Annotated in this window: 2 protein-coding genes and 1 pseudogene; 2 read left to right on the forward strand and 1 reads right to left on the reverse strand. The window is 64.6% G+C overall.

The genetic code is table 11. The annotated features are described in order from the left end of the window. The coding region (locus EWH12_RS21630; protein ID WP_242496175.1) for a DUF4158 domain-containing protein at positions 1-1,775 on the reverse strand (1,775 nt) is incomplete at its 3' end. 128 nt (positions 1,776-1,903) lie between these two features. On the opposite strand from EWH12_RS21630, the gene EWH12_RS21635 reads away from it, so the two are divergent. Further along, a complete protein-coding gene (locus EWH12_RS21635) occupies positions 1,904-2,509 on the forward strand; it encodes a recombinase family protein (protein ID WP_011950671.1) in 606 nt (201 codons plus the stop codon). Next, a pseudogene (locus EWH12_RS21640) lies at positions 2,506-2,707 on the forward strand (hypothetical protein); the annotation flags it as partial. The gene EWH12_RS21635 and the pseudogene EWH12_RS21640, both read left to right, overlap by 4 nt.

The following is a 2,707-nucleotide window of genomic DNA, read 5'->3' on the forward strand; positions in this document are numbered from 1 at the left end:
TGCCCGAAGTGCCGGGTGAAGCCGGTCCAGCGTTCGACCTGCGAAAGTACGTCGGTGATACGCGTCGCAGGCAGCATGCCGTAGCAGGCAAGCGTCAGGTGCCGTCCTTCGTCGTGCCCGGCATCATCGTCCTTCAGTTCCTTGGGAAAGCGCAATCGCCCGCCAGCGAACAGGGCAGCATTACGTCCGGCTAGATTTTGGGCGACGTCGCGCAAGGTGTTGTCGAGTTGCGTGGCGCGCTGATCGAGCCATGCGTGTGGATCACCGAGCGAGAACGCCGGTTGCAACGCTGCACCGCTTGATGGCTCGAGCAGCACGTCCAGGGACCTGTGCAGCCGTGACCTTGGCACCCAGATATCACCGGATGCCAATGCATTGGCGAGCGCCCCGTAGGTGGCCATCTCCCAATGCGTCCGGTCAATCTTGCCGGCGACCATGACATGGCGGTGCCAGCGCCGCTCGACATGACCGAGCGGAACGTCGGCAGGGAGCGGCTTGCGCCAGTTGCCATCAAGATCCGACAGGACCGTCATCGCGTTGCGCAATGCCGCGGTGCCGGCTCGACCGTGGAAATCGAGCGTTTGCAGGAATAGAGGTCCTGCTCGCTTGAAGGTCCGGTACTCGGCTGCGATCTCGCTTAGCACATCGTCCCTGTGAGGTGCCGCGGTACGCCGGATGATCGCGGCATCGGCATCGAGCATGTCGAGAGGCACGATATCCCTGAGGGCCGCGCCGATATCTTCACCGGCACGTGCTGCCCGGCTAACTGTTTCCAGCACAGTGGCGATGCGCATCAGCCGGTCGCGGCCTTCGCGTCCCGAGATCGCGATCCCCTGTTCCAGGCGTTTGCGGGCACGAAGATGAGCGCGTCCCATCAAGGAGCCGAACATGGCGATCGCCGCGTCGGTAAGCGTGGCCTCCAGCTCGCGCAGCGTAGCAAGCAGGATGACCCGCCTGCGGGAGGCGCGCATCTGTTGGAAAGCTTGGGCGGTATAGCGCACGCCTTCGCGGGCGAACTGCGTCAGGCGTGGCTCGTGCAGGGGATCGACCGGAACACAGGCAATACCGGTCCTGTGAATCAGCGCGACCTTTTCGAGGATTTCAGCGAGCGAGGCTGACGCTACGCGGGGCTCCGGTTCGCGCAACCACGACAAGCGGCTCTGTCGGTGATGCACCTTCTCGTCGACCAGCGTATCGAGACGCTGACGCATATCCGCATCGAGTTTATCGTCGACTGCGGCGACCAGATCGGTTTCCGCCCGCAGCATCGCCTCGGCCGCCATCCGCTCGACTACGCTGATGCCGGGGATGACGATGCGCCGCGTGCGCAGCTCGTCGAGCAGTCGATCGAGCAGAATACGCCCGTCCACGATGGCCATGGCTTCGGTTTCCAGCCAGGTCATCATGATGCCGCGCGCTGGCCGGCTGAGATCGGTGAAGCCGAAGCGCGCCTTGATGGCGGCAAGCTGATCGTAGCGGGTCGGCGCTCGCCGCGCGAAGTCGGAGATGGCGCCTGCATCCACCCCGACCTGCTCGGCGATATGCTCGAGCATGATCGCAGGCAACAGCTCGCCTGCACGCAAATGCCGCCCCGGATAGCGCAGGCAGCAGAGTTGCAGGGCGTAGCTCAACCGGGTCGCCGGAGTGCGTGCGGTGCCAATCGCAGCAAGGTCCTCGGCATCGAGGCCATGGTGTCGCACCACCGCCGCCTCGCTGTCGGGCAAAGCAAGCAACGCGGCGCGCTGCCGCTCGGTCATCGGAATACGTGCGGGCATGTTTCATCCTCCAAAAACCTCTTGCCTTTTGTCCGCTTAATGAAAGAGGATTGTGAAAGGTGGAAGGCCGCAGAAATCCGCGCATGCTGTTTCCGCCTCCGGATACGGTCGTTTGTGAAAGATACTGGATGACGCGCGAACCCTATCTGATCGGCTATGCCCGCGTGTCGAAAGGCGACGAGCAGTCGAACGCCGCGCAGCGGCGCGCGCTTGATGCGGCGGGCTGCAAGCGCGTGTTCGAGGAGACCGCCAGCGGGGGGCGATGGGACCGACCCAAGCTCCTGGAGATGATCGGCCAGTTGCGCGAGGGAGATGTCGTCGTCGTCTGGAAGCTCGACCGGCTGTCGCGCAGCCTGAAGGACATGCTGCACATCATGGAGCGAATTGAGTTGGCGGGAGCGGGCTTCCGCTCGCTGACCGAGGCGATCGACACCACCACCGCGGCAGGGCGGATGATGATGCAAATGGTGGGAAGCTTCGCCGAGTTCGAGCGGGCCATGATCCGCGAACGCACCAGTGCCGGCCTTGCTCAGGCCCGCGCAGAAGGACGGATCGGCGGGCGCCGGCGCAAGCTCGGCGACAAGCAGCGCCGTGAAATCGCCGAGTCCGTCACGTCCGGCCGCAAGTCCGGTGCCGAGATGGCGCGGCTCTACGGCGTCAGCGAGCCCACCGTCTCGCGCATCGTCGCCGCGCACCGCCAGCAATTCAGCCAGCAGCAGAGGGAACAGGCATGAAGCGTGGTCACGATCTGTCCGGCGTCATGAAGTTCGCCACCTCGCCGGCCTGGGCCGATCATCTTCGCGATGCGCTCGGCGATCATCTCGGGCTGGCGATGGAGGAGTTCGACTTCGAAGCGGACGAGCTGGCGGACATCGTCGGCGATCATTGGGCCGGCGTGTTGTGGGGATGCGCGTTCGAGGATCTGCTCACGC

It is taken from the genome of Sphingobium cupriresistens (assembly GCF_004152865.1).
In the GTDB taxonomy this organism is placed as follows: domain Bacteria; phylum Pseudomonadota; class Alphaproteobacteria; order Sphingomonadales; family Sphingomonadaceae; genus Sphingobium; species Sphingobium cupriresistens.